12 protein-coding genes are annotated in these 15,425 nt (G+C 67.6%); 5 read left to right on the top strand and 7 right to left on the bottom strand.

Annotated features, from left to right (window positions below):
- The first annotated feature begins 61 nt into the window (after positions 1-61).
- On the top strand, positions 62-754 hold the full coding sequence (locus NDR87_RS01005) for a sigma 54 modulation/S30EA ribosomal C-terminal domain-containing protein (RefSeq protein ID WP_251909265.1): 693 nt from the start codon (positions 62-64) through the stop codon (positions 752-754).
- On the opposite strand, the gene NDR87_RS01000 is transcribed toward NDR87_RS01005, so the two are convergent.
- Positions 749-2,200 (bottom strand): AAA family ATPase, encoded by a 1,452-nt coding sequence (locus NDR87_RS01000; protein WP_251909266.1) that lies wholly within the window; start codon positions 2,198-2,200, stop codon positions 749-751. The genes NDR87_RS01005 and NDR87_RS01000 overlap by 6 nt on opposite strands.
- Here NDR87_RS01000 and NDR87_RS00995 point away from each other — a divergent pair.
- Positions 2,199-2,441 (top strand): hypothetical protein, encoded by a 243-nt coding sequence (locus NDR87_RS00995; RefSeq protein ID WP_251909267.1) that lies wholly within the window; start codon positions 2,199-2,201, stop codon positions 2,439-2,441. The genes NDR87_RS01000 and NDR87_RS00995 overlap by 2 nt on opposite strands.
- Before the next feature lie 128 nt (positions 2,442-2,569).
- Here NDR87_RS00995 and NDR87_RS00990 read toward each other — a convergent pair whose 3' ends face one another.
- A complete protein-coding gene (locus NDR87_RS00990) occupies positions 2,570-3,562 on the bottom strand; it encodes an NAD(P)H nitroreductase (RefSeq protein WP_251909268.1) in 993 nt (330 codons plus the stop codon).
- A gap of 142 nt (positions 3,563-3,704) precedes the next feature.
- On the opposite strand from NDR87_RS00990, the gene otsB reads away from it, so the two are divergent.
- From otsB to NDR87_RS00975, 3 genes are all read left to right on the top strand, one after another.
- Positions 3,705-7,685, top strand: coding sequence for a trehalose-phosphatase (otsB, locus tag NDR87_RS00985; protein WP_308212026.1), 3,981 nt, complete (start codon positions 3,705-3,707; stop codon positions 7,683-7,685).
- Between the two features lie 71 nt (positions 7,686-7,756).
- A complete protein-coding gene (locus NDR87_RS00980; protein ID WP_251909269.1) occupies positions 7,757-8,788 on the top strand; it encodes a hypothetical protein in 1,032 nt (343 codons plus the stop codon).
- Positions 8,789-8,844: 56 nt separating this feature from the next.
- Entirely contained in the window at positions 8,845-9,750 is a 906-nt protein-coding gene (locus NDR87_RS00975) for a universal stress protein (protein WP_251909270.1), read from the top strand.
- 124 nt (positions 9,751-9,874) lie between these two features.
- Here the strand turns inward: NDR87_RS00975 and NDR87_RS00970 are convergent, their stop codons facing one another.
- The 5 genes from NDR87_RS00970 to NDR87_RS00950 all read right to left on the bottom strand — a co-directional run bounded on the left by NDR87_RS00970 (position 9,875) and on the right by NDR87_RS00950 (position 15,411).
- Positions 9,875-10,747: a TniQ family protein gene (locus NDR87_RS00970; protein WP_251909271.1), complete on the bottom strand. Its 873-nt coding sequence runs from the start codon at positions 10,745-10,747 to the stop codon at positions 9,875-9,877.
- On the bottom strand, positions 10,747-11,781 hold the full coding sequence (locus tag NDR87_RS00965; protein ID WP_251909272.1) for an ATP-binding protein: 1,035 nt from the start codon (positions 11,779-11,781) through the stop codon (positions 10,747-10,749). The genes NDR87_RS00970 and NDR87_RS00965 overlap by 1 nt, the downstream gene beginning before the upstream one ends.
- A gap of 196 nt (positions 11,782-11,977) precedes the next feature.
- Positions 11,978-14,017: a Mu transposase C-terminal domain-containing protein gene (locus NDR87_RS00960; protein WP_251909273.1), complete on the bottom strand. Its 2,040-nt coding sequence runs from the start codon at positions 14,015-14,017 to the stop codon at positions 11,978-11,980.
- 182 nt (positions 14,018-14,199) lie between these two features.
- Positions 14,200-14,931: a TnsA-like heteromeric transposase endonuclease subunit gene (locus tag NDR87_RS00955; RefSeq protein ID WP_251909274.1), complete on the bottom strand. Its 732-nt coding sequence runs from the start codon at positions 14,929-14,931 to the stop codon at positions 14,200-14,202.
- A gap of 216 nt (positions 14,932-15,147) precedes the next feature.
- Positions 15,148-15,411, bottom strand: coding sequence for a hypothetical protein (locus NDR87_RS00950; RefSeq protein ID WP_251909275.1), 264 nt, complete (start codon positions 15,409-15,411; stop codon positions 15,148-15,150).
- Between the last annotated feature and the right edge of the window lie 14 nt (positions 15,412-15,425).

Genomic DNA, 15,425 nt, shown 5'->3' with positions numbered 1-15,425 from the left:
GAATCCGGGCGAGCCGAAACCGACGATCGAACCGAAAGTTCTGATCACGACGAGTGGACCGGTGGCGGAGCGGGAAGTCACCCGTGCCGAAGGGGCCTTCGTTCGCGTCATGCGCCGTCATCGCCTCGATCTGCTCGTCCAGGTACGTCTGACGGCGCGACCTGCGGACGAAGCCGCGGTACTGGTGCAGGCCGGTCTCGCATTGCCGCGGACACGGGTGCGCACGCAGCTCGCGAGTCCGGTCGGCTTCGCCGCGACCTTGGCGGCGCATCGGCTGGATTGCCAGCTGGTGCGGATTTCCGCCGGACGGTTGATGCGTGGGTGGCCCGATCCGGCGCGTCGCCCGCTGGCTTATTCCAGCGGGCGGGCCTCGATCGTCCGGCGCAAGGTGTGCCCGCTCGGCGCCCACGGCCTGGACGAGGCCGTCGCGATGCTCGACGCGCTCGATTACGACGCCCTGTTGTTCACCGATCGGGGCACGGGTGAGGACGCGATCGTGTACTGGTCCGGGCCGTTCGGGATTCGGCTCGCTCGCCAGCACAGCATGCGTCCTCCGGTGCGGGCAGGGGTGCCGTGGACGGTCGACCCGCATCCCGCTCGGACGTCCACCGAGACCGAGGCGGCCGAGTGGCTGTGCCGGTACGGGTTGCCGTTCGTCTTCTGTACCGACCCGTCCGATCGGCGCGGGCGGTTGCTGTATCGCCGCTACGACGGGGATATCGGGGTCGTGGTTCCGGCGGGCACCGGTTCATGAGGTGGCGGCCCAGGCGTGGGTGGCTCGGGCGACGGTTTCTCCCAGTGGGATGGTGGTGTCCAACCCGACGGCCTCGGGCCACGAAGTATCGTCGTGTGCCATGGCGGCCGCGATGGCCGGGGTTGCCTCGGATTCGCCGCCGGTGCGGGCGGCGATGCGCGCCGCGGTGACCGATTCGGGTGCGCGGCAGACGAATTCGAGCAGGGCGGCGTCGGCTTCCTCGGCGAGTGCGGCGGCGCGCCGACGTTGTTCGGCGTCGGTCCAGCTGGCGTCGAGGATGACCGATCGGCCGTGGCCGAGGTGGGTGCGCGCCTCGTCGAGCAGCGCGGTGTAGACCGCCGCCTTGGCCTCTGGCGAATAGGCCCCGTGGCCGTATTCACCGCTGGCGCCGTGGATTTCGCCGGTTGCGCGCAGCCTGGTGCGGATGTGGTCGCTGGACAGGACGACGGCTTGGGTGGCCGCCGCGAGTTCGGCGGCGACGGTGGACTTTCCGGTTCCGGGCAGCCCGCCGACCAGTGCGAGGCGAACCGCGCCGGCTTCGAGGTGGCGCAGCGCGATCTCGCCGTGCCGTACGGCATGGTCGGCCGACTCGGCGCCGCCCTGCTGGTGGCGGATGCAGTTCACCTTGGCCCGCACGACGGCGCGGTAGGCGAGGTAGTGGTGGCGCAGCGACGGTGGGGCGGGATCGCCGGTGGCGGTGCAGTATTCATCGATCACGGTTGTGGCCAGGTCGGGGTGTCCGAGGAATTCCAGGTCCATGGCGAGGAAGGCGATGTCGTCGAGGCGGTCGAGATGGCGCAGCTCGTCGTCGAAGTCGAGGCAGTCCAGCACACGGAAACCGTCGGGCAGGGCGAAGATGTCCCCGGCGTGCAGGTCGCCGTGCCCGTCGACGATGCGGTGCTCGGCGATCCGGCTGTCCAGCAAGGGTTTACGGCCGTCGAGGAAGCGGTGTACCAGGGTGGTGATTCGCTTGATGGTGTCGCCCGGGACCGGCGGATCGGTGAGCCCGTCCAGCAGTAGCGCCCATCGGTCGCGTAGGGCCTCGATGGTTCCGGCGCGGTCCACCTCCGGGCCGTGGTCGGTGCCGTCGTGGAACCGTGCCAGCATGGCCAGCAGTGCCGACAGTGCGGTGCGCGCCCGCTCCGGGTCGTCGAGCATTCGGGTCAGCCGGTCATCGTCGGGCATGCGGCGCATCACGAGTACGGGTTCGCTCGGCCCGCCCTCGGGGTCGTCGAGATGGGAGACGCCCAGGTACACATCCGGCGACAGCCGGCGGTTGAGTTCCAGCTCGCGGGCGATCGCTCGCTCGCGTCGTTCGGGCGTGCCGAAGTCGAGGAAGTCGGTGACCACCGGCTTCTTGATCTTGTAGGCCCGGTCTCCGCACAGCAGCACCAGCCCGATATGGGTTTCCTTCATCTCGGCCCATGGCGCGTTGGTTGGGGTCATGACTTCGATGGTCCTCTCAGTGGCTGAAACGGAACGCGCGGCGATGAATCTGAAATGCGGGAGTGCGCGCGCGGCGGGCGGGGAGGAGGGGCCGCGCTCGGAAGAACCGGTGCTTGGTGATCTCGGCCAGGGCCAGGTACAGCACGATCATGACGGCCAGAGCGAGGAAGAAACCACCGGGCAGCGGTGGGAAGCCGAGGGCATGGGCGACGGGGGTGGACGGGAACAGTACCGGCAGTAGCCGTGCCCAGCGCGTGCAGGACCGCGGTGCCGGGCAATGCGGACGCGGACGCCGCCGACAGCCACGCGCGCGGACGGTCCGCCGGAATGCCGCTGCGAGGCAAGGGAAGTCACGATCGCCCCAGCGGCTCAGGGCGCTGAGGGAGTGTCCGCGATCCGGAGGATCTCGGCTAGCGGTCGACGTGGTGTGCGGGCCGGAGCGTCGGTTGCGGCGGGTGCGTTCCCGACGCGGATCAGGGCTTGCGGCAGCGCTGTGCGGCCGGTGAGTTCGCCGACGATGGTGCGGCTGCGTGGAAGCTCGGTGAGATGGGTGAGGGTGCAGGTGGCGTAGCCGGCGACAGTGCATTCGAGCAGCACCGCCGACATCGCCTCGCCGCAGCGCAGCACGCTGTCGTGGTCGTCGGCGTCGGTGGACAGCACCACGATTCGGGAATGATCGACGATTCCGCTGCGGCGGGAGTCCCCGTGCGTGGTCGGGAATGTGCGGCCCACCGCAACACGATCGCGCTCTTCGTCGTTGATCAGCGCGGAGCGCGGAATACCGGACGCGGCCACCACATGTCCTGCCCACCACTGTAATTCGGCCTGATAATCCGATTCGTAGCGGCGCAAGGCGATGGTGAGCTCGGAGGCGTGGGACAGCCGCGGGCGGCTGTCGTCGCCGAGCACGTCGAGTAGCGCATCGTCGGGATCGACGAGGGTTCGCAGTAACGGTGCGAAGTCGGCCCAGCCCTTCGGCTCGGTGAACGGCAGCCGGTCGGTGCGCCGGGTGGTGATGGCCGCGACGCGCTCGCGGTCGGCGTCGGTCACGATGGGTGTGGGAGTGAATCGGACCGTCGCGAGGTGATCGAAGCGGTTCGGGTTCGGGAAACGGACGACATGGGTGCGCCATCCCGCGGCGGCCATGGCCGCGCGCAGATGATCGAGTGCGATGCCGCAGCTGAGGATAAGCTGTCGTCCGGAGGGGTCGGTGGTCGGCAGCATCCGTTCGGCGACCGCGAACAGTCGCAGCGCCGTGCCGTCGAAGACCCAGCGCCAGGGCTGGCTGTTGTGCAGTGACGGCGCCCGCCCGGCCAGTCGGACGGCCTGTTCGATGATCTCGCCGGTGGGCACGGGGTTCATGAATCCTCACGGTAGGCAGCCGCGAGCGGGGCGGGCAGGGTCGTTGGTCCTCGACCGGACGTGCCCCCGACCCCGGGAGCGGGCGCTCCGGCGGGACCTACGACTCTTCCTGTCACGGTCGGTGCGGGCGCAGGCTGGAGCTGTGCAGGGCAGTGACGAACCGAAGGTGTTCCTCGATCCGCGCCGCTACGACGCGGTGATCTTCGATATGGACGGTGTGGTGACCGACAGTGCGCGCATCCACGCGGCGGCCTGGCGGGAGCTGTTCGACGGCTTTCTTGCCGAGCGCGATTCCGGGTTGGGGGAGAATCTCGAGCCCTTCACCGAGACCGACTACGAGCGTTTTGTCGACGGCAAGCCACGGGCCGACGGAGTCGCGGATTTCCTTGCCTCTCGCGGCATTTCGCTACCGTGGGGCGCGCCCTCGGATCCGCCCGACGCGGTCACCGTGTGCGGGCTCGGCAACCGCAAGGATCGGATGTTCCTCGCACGCATCGCCCGCGACGGCGTGCCCGCGTTCGCGTCGACGGTCGCGCTGGTGCGCCGGTTACGCGCGGCGGGCATCGGCAGTGCGATCTTCTCCGCCAGCCGCAATGCCGCCCAAGTGCTCCAGGCGGCCGGAATCGGGGATCTGTTCTCCGTCCGGGTCGACGGCCTGGTGGCCGAAAATCTGGGCCTGGCGGGCAAACCGGATCCGGCGATGCTGCACGAGGCCGCGCACCGGCTCGGCGCGGACCCGGAGCGGACGGTGGTCGTCGAGGACGCCGAGGCGGGGGTGGCCGCCGGACGGCGGGGTGGTTTCGGGTGGGTCGTCGGTGTGGACCGGGTCGGGCACGCCGACCGGCTGGCCGCCGGTGGGGCCGACGTGGTCGTCACCGATCTGGCGGAGATCGGGATTCACGACGGTTTCCGGCGCATGTCGGAGCTGCCCGATGTGTTCACCTACTGGCCGCGCATAGTCGATCTGGTCGACGGCGAAAAGGTCGCGGTGCTGGCCGATTTCGACGGCACCCTCGCCAAAATCGTCCCCGATCCGGCGGCGGCGCGACCGGCCGAGCACGTGGGGGAGACCCTCGCACGCTTGGCGCGGCACTGTCCCGTCGCGGTGGTGAGCGGGCGTGATCTCGCGGACCTGCGGGAGCGCGTGGGAACTGAGGGGATCTGGTACGCGGGCAGCCACGGCTTCGAGCTGCTCGCCCCGGACGGGACCCGCCATGTCCACGAGGCCGGTGCCGCGGCCGAACCCGCGATCGCTCGGGCCGCGGTCGAACTCGGGGACCGGCTGCGCGATATCGCGGGGGTCGTGGTGGAGCACAAGCGTTTCGCCGTCGCGGTGCATCATCGCAATGTCGCCGCGGACCGGGTGGCCGCGGTGGTGGCGGCCGTGCACGAGGTCGGGGGACAGGCCGGACTGCGGGTCACCGGCGGCCGCAAGGTCACCGAGCTCCGTCCGGATCTGGACTGGGACAAAGGCTATGCGCTGCGATGGATCCTCGATCGCCTCGACGCTCCCGCGCTGCCGGTCTACCTGGGTGACGATCTGACCGACGAGGACGCCTTCGACGCGATGGGTGCCGACGGCGTGCCGGTCGTGGTGCGCCACAGTGAAAATGGTGATCGCCGCAGCGCCGCTCACTTCGCCGTCGACGGTCCGGCGCGGGTGCGGGAGCTCCTGGGCCGGCTCACCGAGCTGTTGTCGGGCGCGGCCACCGCGATCGCTTCGGAGTCGTGGCTGCTCACCTACGACGGGTATGTGGCGGCGGAAGAGAAGCTGCGCGAGGCTTTGTGCACGGTCGGCAACGGCTATCTCGCCACGCGCGGGGCCGCACCCGAATCGCGGGCTGGGGCACAACACTATCCGGGCACCTATGTGGCCGGGGTGTACAACCGGCTGCGGGATGGGGTCGCCGGGCACGTGGTCGACAACGAGAGCATGGTCAACGTCCCGAACTGGCTGCCGGTGTCGTGGCGCATCGATGGCGGCGCCTGGTTCTGCGTCGACGAGGCCGAATTGCTGTCCTATCGACAGGAATTCGATCTGCGCCGCGCTGTTCTGACCCGCCGCCTGCGTTATCGCGACAGCGAGGGCCGTATGACCACGGTCTGCCAAAGCCGGTTCGCCGCGATGCACGCACCGCATCTGTGTGCACTGGAAACGACCGTGGAACCGGAGAATTGGTGCGGAAAACTGACGGTGCGCAGTGCGATCGACACCGGCGTGCGCAACAGTCTGGTCGAGCGGTATCGGGAACTGTTGGATCGCCATTTCGCCGTGGTGTCCACCGAACGGCCATCGCCCTCTACGGTGCTGGTCCTGGTGCAGACCAACCAATCCCGTATTTCGATCGCGACCGCCGTGCGCGTGGCGGTCCGGAAGAACGGCGGTCCGTGCGAGGCGACCGGCCGACCCGTCGACGAGGACGAGATGGCTGGCGACGAGTTCGATATCGAGGTCCACGCCGGGGACGCCGTGACAGTGGAAAAGATGGTCGCCGTTTTCACCGGCCGCGATCACGCGGTCTCGGCCCCACAGGTGCAGGCGGTGCGCGAACTCGACGATCTCGGCGCGTTCGCGGATGTCCTGCACGCGCATACGGTCGCGTGGGAGCACCTGTGGGCCCGACTGCGAATCCATCCCGACGGCAATGCGCAGGCGGCCAGAACGGTGCGGCTGCATCTGCTGCACCTGGCGCAGACGCTGTCGCCGCACACCGCCGCTCTCGACGTCGGCGTACCCGCCCGGGGGCTGCACGGGGAGGCCTATCGCGGACATGTGTTCTGGGACGAGCTGTTTGTGCTGCCCGTGCTGAACGTGCGCATCCCCGCGATCACCCGGTCGCTGCTGGGGTACCGGTATCGGCGGCTGCCCGAAGCGCGGCGGCTGGCGCGCGAAATCGGTTGTGCGGGTGCGCTGTTCCCCTGGCAGTCGGGCAGCGACGGCCGGGAGGAGAGCCAGCGGCTACATCTGAACCCGCGGTCGGGCCGCTGGCGACCGGATGCGAGTCCGCGAGCCCGGCATGCCGGAATCGCGGTCGCCTACAACGTGTGGCAGTACTACCAGGTGGCCGGGGACCTGGACTTCCTGGCCGCGGTCGGTGCCGAGCTGCTGGTCGAGATCGCGCGATTCTGGGCGAGCAGCGCCGTCTACGATCCGGCTGACGACCGCTATCACCTGCGCGGGGTGATCGGGCCCGACGAATTCCACTCGGGCTATCCGGACGCTCCCTACGACGGCATCGACGACAACGCCTATACCAATGTCATGGCGGGGTGGGTGATTCGCCGGGCGCGCGAGGCGCTGGATCTGCTCGCGCCGCGGGCCCGGGCCGAGTTGATGGAGTCGCTGGGCGTCGCGCCGCCGGAGCCCGCGCACTGGGCCGAGGTCGCCGATCGGCTCGTGGTGCCGTTCCACGACGGGGTGATCAGTCAGTTTGCCCGGTATCAGGAATTGGCGGAATTGGATTGGGACGACTACACCCGCCGCTATGGCGACATCGGCCGCCTGGACCGCATCCTCGAGGCCGAGGGCGACGACGTGAACCGCTACCGGGTCGCCAAGCAGGCCGACGTGCTCATGCTGTTCTATCTGCTGTCCGCCGACGAACTGCGAGAGCTGTTGGGGCGCATGGGCTATGAGCTGCCTGCGGAGATGATCCCCCGAACGATCGACTACTACCTGGCCCGGACCTCGCACGGTTCCACCCTGAGCGCGGTCGTGCACTCGTGGGTGCTGGCCCGCGCCAACCGCGACCGCGCGATGGAGTTCTTCGGCAATGTACTGGAATCCGATGTCGCCGATATCCAGGGCGGAACCACTGCCGAAGGTATCCATCTGGCCGCCATGGCGGGCAGCGTGGACCTGCTGCAGCGCTGCTTCACCGGCCTCGAGATCCGAGCGGACCGACTGATCTTCAATCCACGCTGGCCACGAGCGCTGTCGACGCTCACCTTCCCAATGGAGTACCGCGGCCATCGGCTCACCGTCCGCATCGATGCGGACGTCCTCGAACTCGGCTCCGATCCCGGTGAGGCAGCGCCGATCGAGATCGACTGCCGGGGCCGCCGGGAATGGCTCGTGCCGGGTGGCTCGATTCGGCAACCCGTCCGGGAGATGCCCGAATAGCGACCTTCGGCGTTGAGGGTCGGGACCTGTTCTCCTAGGGACAATGGGTTCGCTGGCGGTGTGCTGTACGCATGATGCCTCTTGCAGTTTCGGAGACAGTCAGCGGTGATCCCGCGCCGTTCACCTGGACCACCGCGCTCTCGATGCTCGTGTTCTGCGCACTGCTGTGCGTCATCGTCCGATATATGCAGCTGCACCCGCGCGCGTCCATGGGGGTGTGGGGCCTGTCGATACTGACCTTCCCGCTGTGGATCTGGGGGCCCGGCCGCGATATCGGCCTGGTCAACTGGTTCTCCTGGGCCAAGATCCTGTCGGTGCTGATTCCGCTCACGCTCGTGGGCGCGATGCGAGTGGCGGTGGCCGAGGAGCGCGCGGGGGTGCTGTGGCGGTGGTTGCGAGACCCGCGGTTTCTGTGGTTCCCGTACGCGATTCTGTTCCTCAATATCGCCGAGGAGACGATCCGCGACGTCGATCTGGGGAATTACTGGAACGCGGCCGTCGGGCTAGGTCTGTGTCTAACCATTCCCTACAGCCCGCGCTTCTGGGAGATCACCGCCGGACCGAACGCTGAGCTGATCGCCTACACCACCGTCGCGTGGAACTTCATCTACACCTCGTGGAACCTGTGCTTCACCTTCGGCGGCTATCCACCGCAGGAAGAACATTTCGCGGGCAGCATCTGCATTCTGGCCGTCGCGGAGATCTATCCGCTGGTGATGCGTCGGCCGGAGCTCTACATCATGGCGCGCATCTACACCCTGCCGGTGCTGATGCTCGTGATCGGCATCTACAACGTCTTCCCGACGCTGATGCCCTCGCACGGCTGGTTCAACGAACGCGTGTGGATCATTTGGGGCGCAGTCAATTTCGTGATGCTGGTGCCGATGCTGTTCTGGCACACCTGGCAGTTGCACACCGGTCGGGCGTTCGTCACCTTCCGCCGCGGACAGGCGCGGCAGAACTTCATCGATGAGCATGGGCGAACGGTCGGGGTGCTGGTGGCGCTGGCACGTTCGCTCGACGCCGGTCGCGCGTCGCCGGCCGCACGGCCACCCGTGGATGAGAAACCGAAGACCCCCGCGCGGGAGGACCTTGTGCTCTGAGATCGGCCCGTGTGGACCGGAAGACTCTTCACCAGCCACAGTCGAAGGAGCAGATCATGACATCGCGCCACGCATTCGTCTCGAACCCGATCAACCCGCCCATTCTGGTGGGCGTGGACGGCTCGGCGGTGTCGCTGCGGGCGGCCGCCTGGGCGGCCACCGAGGCCGCGCTGCACCACTGCCCACTACACATCCTGACCTCCTTCGGCGTCGCACCCGGCGACGGCCTGCAGGCGGTGGTCGCCGAAGGTGAGAAGCAGTGGCTGCGCGCCGACGGGGAGCGGATGCTGGCCGAGGCGGCGTCGATCGCCCGGCATACGGTGTCCGACATCGAGGTTCCGATCACCACCGAACTGACCTTCTATCTGGCCACCCCCACTCTGATCGACCGCTCGGCACGACTGCGGATGATCGTCGTCGGAAACAACGGCCGCGGCGCGATCCGCCGCGCAATCCTCGGATCGGTGTCAACCGCGCTGAGCCGACATGCGCACTGCCCCGTCGCGGTGATCCACGACGACCGCCCGGCCGACCCGGGGTGGGCGGAGCGGCCGGTGCTGGTGGGTGTCGACGGCACCGCCAACAGCGCCCTGGCCGTCGAGATCGCCTTCGACGAGGCATCGCGGCGCAAGGTCGGCCTGATCGCCCTGCACACCTGGAGCGATATCAGCGGCTATGACCTTCCGGTGTCGGGTTGGGAGGGGATTCGCGAGCACGAGGACACCGTGCTGGCCGAAGGCCTGGCTGGTTGGTCCGAGCGCTACCCGGACGTCGCGGTGGAACGAATCGTGATGTGCGACAGCCCGGTCCGCTCACTGCTCGACCATTCCCGGCTCGCGCAAATGGTGGTCGTCGGCAGCCGTGGCCGCGGCGGATTCGCGAGCATGGTGCTCGGCTCGACCAGCACCGCGCTGCTGCATCTGGCCGAGTGCCCGGTCATAGTCGCCCGCGAGAAGGCCTGAGAACACACGTTTCATCGGCCTTGCTCAGTTTTATTGGACCATTAAAGGCAACGTGGCCATAAACTCGGCACGCGAACGGGATTGAAACCACGCTGCACATTGGGCGGGCGGGGGTGACAGCGGTCTAGAAGTAGGTCGAGGGAGGGTAGAACGTGGAGTCGAGTGCTTGGCGGAGGGGGTCGTAGCTGCCGATCGGTTCGTGGCCGTTGAGTAGGGTGCGTGCCACGGTTCGCAGCGTTGCTGCGATGACACTGTGTCGCTTGGCCGGGCCGGCGCTGCGGACCTCGAAATGGTTCCGCAGAAGGATGGCGGTCAGTGCTACAGCGTCGGGATACCAGCAGGCGTAGGCGCGGGGATCGGCGCGGCCGCTGCTTGCGGTGCATTCGAGTTGTTCACGGCGGCGCACGATTTCCGGAGTCCTGTCGCTGTTGATGATGCCGTGGTGTTCCCAGTACACGAATGCCCGGATCGCGTCGCTGAAGGCTTCGGAGCTGTCGATGACTCCCGCTTGACGGGCGATACTGTGGTGACGAGCGGCAGCTTTGATGATATCGGGGTGTCCGGTCACCGAGAACTGTTGATGTGCATCGCATTTGAGATACGGGCCGCCGATCCACCGCTGATGCCGCCGGCACAGGACCCGGTAGTGATCGGCGCGGACCACCACGGTGGTGTCGGTGTGCCCGGTTTTGACTGCGACGCATCGCTGACAGGCGTAGCAGGTAAGGGTTCGGGGATTTCCCGGCAGAGTCCGGGTGGCGATCGGGATGGAGGGACTGTAGTCGGATAGTTCCGGTAGTGCGTTGAGGAGATTGGCGGCGGGATGTCCGCTGTAGGCGGCGAGCGCGTGGGCAGGGTCGTAGGCGGTGGTGACCGCCTCCCACAGATGGCCGATGCTGTGGTGGTTGGTGCCGGCCAGGCGGCTGATGTAGCCGCGCATAGTTTCACCGTGCAGGGGCGCGACGCTGATCGGTAGTTGCCGAATGGTGGTCGTCATCAGCGAGGTTGTCCTGGGTCGGTGTAGTCGTGGTGGGTGCTGGCGTAGCTGTCGGCGTCTTGGTCGAGGCTGACGCCGTCAAGCAGTGTGCGGGTGATCTTTTCGGTTCCGGTGTCGATCGCCTCGCATGCGGCGTCGGTGAGTAGTTGCCTCAGTGAGCCGACCATGCCGCCGGTGCGGTGAAACAGATACTCGGCCAGGGGTGTGAGATCCTCGGGCCGGTAGTCGCACAGCGGGAGGTCTCCGGCGAACGATTTGACCAGCTGAATCCATTCGGCGCGCCGGGTTGGGGCGTCGAGGCTGCAGGCCTGCATGTCGTAAGGGATGGTGCGCTTGCGCCATTGTTCGCCGGCGCGTCCGGTGAACAGGGGGGCGGTGTCGAGGTCGATGCCGGAGTAGATCATCGAGGTGTCGGTGTGTTCGGCGAGGCGTTTGAGTGCGTTGGCGGTTTCCGCGCCTTGGGATTTGCGCAGATCGAGGTGGTGGACTTCGTCGACGAGCACGAACCGGGTGCCCAGATCACGCATGAGCGCGGAAATGATGTACATCCGTTCCTCGATGGTGCCGCGTTTGGGCAGTTCGATTCCGTAGAACTGTGCGAAGGCGAACCACAGCTTGTTGGCGTTGTTGATGTCGCTGATGGTGATGTAGGCGATCGGGACGAACGATCTGTCGTGTTCGCGATCGCAGCGCTTGCGCAGGGACCGTTCGAGGCGTTTGCCGACGTGGATGATGGCGGTAGATTTTCCCGTCGTCGACGGCCCGGATATGCGTAACCCGCGCCGCACCACCGATGTCTTGCTGCGGGAGCGATCCAGCATGCGGCGGGTCTGCTTCTCGATGGCCGCGATGTTGGCGGTTTGGTAGACGCGTTCGTCGTCGATGTAGAGACGTCGGGTGGTGTCGTAGACCGCGCGTTGCTCGGCCGAGAGTTTGCGCAGGTTCCGCATCGGCATCGGCGCACCGTCGCCGAGCGGCATCGGTTCGGTGTAGCAGTGCTCGTACCACAGTTCACGGGTTATCGGTGGTGCCATGAGGTTTCACCTGCCTTCCGTGTCGATGCACGACAGTGGGACCACCCACGGGTCACAGTGGTGCGGTGACGCGCACTCGCCGCCGCGGCGAGTGGTCGGCTCCGCGCGTGGTGCTGGCCGACTCGCCTCGAATGCCGTTGTGGCACAACATGATTCGGTCAAGGATCGCCATGGTGCGTGTGGTGTCATTGTCTGGTCACCAGATTTCGTTGTAGTTCGCCGAGCGCAGAGGCGGCAGGGCGAGGTCATCGACGGTGGGGTCGGCCGCGCGAGACCGGGGCCGCTCACGCGCCGGGGACGCACGCGGGGGGCTTGGTTGCGGAGAGGACAGTGCGGGATCTGTGGGCGGTGGGTCGGACGCGGCCGGTGGCCCCACCGGTTCGGGCTGCGGACCGGTGTCGGTCGTGTTCTCGCTGTCAGCCGCCGGGATCGGCGGGGTCGGTCGGAGGATGTCGTGGCTGCTGACCTCGTCGAGGCGCACGACCTCCACGTTGCGGACAGCGGCGCGGCGTTCGCGGTGGGTGGGAGAGCGTCGTGCTTTGGTGCGGCGGCGTGTGCTCGTCGCGGAGTTGGCCGGCCCGGCGAGGAGCAGGGCGTGCAGGCGCTCGGAACGTTCGAGGACTTCACGGTCGGTGACGTGGCGGGGGTCTCGCACGGCGGCGCACACGGCGTCGAGGACGTCGAGTCCGAACGGGACGGTGGCGTGGCGGGCCAGCACCCACGTGGCCTCCAGCCACAACGGATCGCTGTCGGCTCGGCGAGGGTCGTCGTTGCGCACCCAGACCTGCATCAGGTTGTACGGGTCGTAGCGGATGTTCCATTTGCCGTCGACGGCGGTCCGGGTGGACCGTGCCCGAGCCAGGCGGCGCACCGCGTCGCTGCGATAGACGAGCTTATTGACCCGCACCCCGTAATCGTTGATGCGTTGATCCACCGCCGGGAGCAGCGCGATCCATTCCTCGCGTGTCAGCACCGACGCCCGACCCGGCACACATTCACTCATGGCCTTGAACATCGCGTTGGGTGAAATCGCGACTGTCGGCGCCCCCGGCAGCGTGAGCCCGCTGTGGGGACGGTTTTGATACACCGAGACGATCCATTCCTCGAGCAGGGTCTGCAGCACCGGCAGCGGCCACACCGCGTCACGTTCGGGATGGCGCCCGCGGCGGGCGACCGAATTGCCTTTGTAGCCCTTGACCCAGCGCACGAAGTCCTCACCGAGGCTGCGGAAGAAGCTCTCGATGATCGGCTTGGCGGTCGGTTCGCCTTTCCCTGCGAGCCGGTAGCTGATGCCACGGGTTTCCAATGCTCGAAGGAAGGTGTCGCAGACGAAGATCCGGTCCCGGTCGACGATGACCGACTCGACGTCCAGGACGGGTTTGGCGGCAATGTCGGTGGCGAGCTGACCCGCGGGCACTGTCAGCTCTTCGGGCAGATACGACTGCGCCACCGACAGTTCTCGCTCCCAGCCCGGCCGCATCGGCAGCGGCGTCATCACGCGCAGCAGCAGGTTGGTGGCGTCGACGGCCTTGGCGGCGACCGGCCGCAGCAACGCACCGCCGACGGTGCGGGTCGCGACGTCGACACCGGCAGCCAACGCGATCTTCTGGGTGCTCCCGTCGACGGTGCGGGCGAAAAGATCTAATGGCGTGGTGTCGAACTGCAGTTGCTGGCCGGGATACATCGCGAGCGCGACGTCGAAGTCGCGGTGCGGGCTGGAATTACGGCTGCGGCGCGTGGTGGCCAGCCCGAAGGTGTGGCTGCCGCGGTCGGTCTCGTCGAGCAGCGTGTAGAGCCTGCTGCGGCTCGGGATTGGGATCCCACGCTCGGCGGCTTCGCGGGTGACCAGTTCGATGACTTGCTTTTTCGAGGGAGTGGATTTGCTGGTGAACCGGCGCCGGACTGCGTCGATCACCTCGAGCAGCTGCGGGTCGTAGGCGGGTCTGCGGGTGCGGCGGGGTAGTCCGCGCTTGTCGGCGACACCGATGATTCCGCGGCGGGTGAATTCGCTCCAGCGTCGCCACATCGTCTGCATCGATACCTCGATGCCCTTGTCGCGCAGCGCGTCTCGCTGCGCGGCCAGCCGCTGCGCGACGGTGCCCGCCGGGGCAGGCGGGTCAGCGGCCATGACCGCCCGTTGAGACGGGCGGATACCGTGGCGGACTTCATACATTTCGTCGAACCAGAACGCGGCCTGTTGCCGCTGCGCCTCGCTCATCGAGTCGAGCAGATGCATGTCGGCCAGACTGGGATGCGGCTCATCGGTGCAGTAACTGCGGTCCGACAACACGGTCACCACCGGGATGGTCAGCTCGGATCCGTCATCGGTGCGCACCAGATGCGCGTCGACGCCGACGACATCGAGCACCCGCCAGCGTGCGCCTCGATAGCCGATCACGGTGCCGGCCCGCAGGCTGCTCATACTGTCACCAACGCGGACATGGTGAGCGGGCGATCCAGGCGTACCTGCAGCCGACGCTGCCACAGCAGGTGATAGACCCCGGACAACACCGCCGACCGCTCAGCGCCGGCACCGGCGGCGGTGACCCGGGTAACCAGGTCCTGCAGACGCGCCGCCGGCGCCGCGGCGGCGGTGATCGCCGCCGCGACCGCGTCAACGGGAGCGTATCGAGGGTGCCGGCACCGCGCGAGGATCGCCACGTTGTCCAGCATCGGTTTGCCCAACGTGTCGATGCGCCGATAGCACCACCCCAGCTCGGCGCAGACCTGTGTGGCCGCATGCATGGCCGCGTCGTCGTCCTCGTCGATCAGCGCGGCCGGCCGGACCTCGATCAGGGTGGCGGTGCCGTCGCGGTCACGCCCGAAGTAGGACGGGACGCTGGTACGTGCGCTCATATCCGCGGGCCAGACGAACCAGAACGGTTCGGCCGCGATGGACTGCAGAGAGGCCTCGAAATCCAGGACCATCAACGCCATTTCGTCGAACACCGATCCGCAGCGCACGTGCGCACGCGAGCGTGAGTACCAGTAGCCGCCCTCGTGATGGCGGCATCCCGGCCACCGGACCACCGGCCGGATGGGCGGCATGCGATCGAATCGCAGCTGCGCCACCCGTTCGTCGATGCGGATCACTCGCTCGCCCAGTACCGGATCCCGGTACGCGATCAGCGGGTAGGGTGCCGATCCCACCGGCGGCCACCCGGGTGAATCCGTGCGGCGTCTTCTCATCGGTCATTCCCTCATAGTTTTTCGAGCCCGGAACGGTTGAACGGCAAACGCAATGGGAGTACGAATAGCGCCGAATCGTGGCTGGCGACGATCGGGAATCGTACGGCAGACCGGGATGCAGCGGCCGTGAATGCCGCAAACAAGAAACAGTGACACCAGTGCCGGCGGTCGTCGAACTCACACTGCGCCTTCGATTCCCGACATGAGGGCCCGTCGTTCAGCCCGAGCCGTCTGCTCCCGGTGTCGCTTTGCGGCCGTAGCCGTGTTCGGCGGGCCCCGGCACCCGGCGGGATGGACGCCCAACAACTTCCAGCTGTCGCAGCGACCTGTCATGGTCGCGTCGACACCGGCAATCACGCAGGGGCACAGCACAAGCGATCCGATGTCGCCGATCATCACCGAAACCGGCCGCAGCTCGCCACGCCCGGCGATGTCGGACATACAACAGGCCTCAC

The organism is Nocardia sp. CDC159, from assembly GCF_023740735.1.
GTDB classification, from domain to species: Bacteria; Actinomycetota; Actinomycetes; order Mycobacteriales; family Mycobacteriaceae; genus Nocardia; species Nocardia pulmonis.
This window is presented reverse-complemented; position numbering and strand designations above follow the sequence as displayed.